Here is a 1,249-nt window from a genome sequence, read left to right on the forward strand (position 1 = left end):
TTTCATAAAAAATAAATTTAATGCTATTTAATTCTTTAGATTTTGCTGTATTCCTACCTATTGTTTTTTGTTTGTATTGGTTTGTCACCAATAAAAACTTAAAGCTTCAAAACTTCTTAATTGTAATAGCCAGCTATACATTTTACGGTTGGTGGGATTGGCGTTTTTTAACTTTAATACTATTCAGTACAATTATTGACTTTTATATAGGGGTACAACTATCTAAAGAAAAATCATTGTATAAACGGAAAGCTTTTCTTTGGCTTAGTATTATCGTTAATTTAGGCTTTCTTGGTTTTTTTAAATACTACAACTTTTTCCTTGAAAACTTTATTAATGCATTTTCTTTTTTTGGTTATAACATAGGAGTACAATCATTAAATATAGTACTTCCTGTAGGTATTAGCTTCTACACTTTCCAAACTTTAAGTTATACTATTGATGTTTATAAAGAGAAATTAAAGCCCACTAACGATTTTATTTCTTTTGCTGCATTTGTTAGTTTTTTCCCGCAACTAGTAGCCGGTCCAATCGAAAGAGCCACAAATCTATTACCTCAATTTCATAAAGAAAGAAAATTTAGTTATTCGAATGCTGTTGATGGTTTACGTCAGATTCTTTGGGGGCTTTTTAAAAAAATTGTAATAGCAGATGGATGTGCTCAATTTGCTAACGAAATATTTAACAATTCTGACTCATACAATGGAAGTACTCTTTTTTTAGGAGCCATCTTTTTTACATTTCAAATCTATGGAGACTTTTCAGGGTATTCCGATATTGCCATTGGAACTTCTCGTTTGTTCGGTTTTAACTTAATGCAAAATTTTGCTTTTCCTTATTTTTCAAGGGATATTGCAGAATTTTGGAGACGTTGGCATATTTCATTGTCAACTTGGTTCAGAGACTATTTATATATTCCTCTAGGCGGAAGCAAAGGTGGTACCTGGATGAAAGTACGAAACACATTTATCATCTTTTTAGTAAGTGGTTTTTGGCATGGTGCTAATTGGACTTTTATAGCTTGGGGAGCTTTAAATGCTTTGTATTTTTTACCCTTACTTCTTCTCAAGAGAAACAGAACTAATTTAGGAAATGTAGCTCACGGCAAGACATTACCGAATTTTAAAGAGTTTTTTAGCATGCTAATTACTTTTGGATTAACAGTTATAGCTTGGGTGTTTTTTAGAGCAGAGAATATCCATCATGCTCTAAGTTATTTAAATAATATTTTTTCACTTTCTTTTTTTAA

General features: G+C 30.6%; 1 protein-coding gene. It reads left to right on the plus strand.

Annotated elements, in window-relative coordinates:
* Positions 1-20: 20 nt before the first annotated feature.
* On the plus strand, positions 21-1,249 hold a 1,229-nt coding region (locus A6I66_RS16350; RefSeq protein WP_067151958.1), incomplete at its 3' end, for an MBOAT family O-acyltransferase.

This window comes from Pseudotamlana agarivorans, from assembly GCF_001642835.1.
GTDB classification, from domain to species: domain Bacteria; phylum Bacteroidota; class Bacteroidia; order Flavobacteriales; family Flavobacteriaceae; genus Pseudotamlana; species Pseudotamlana agarivorans.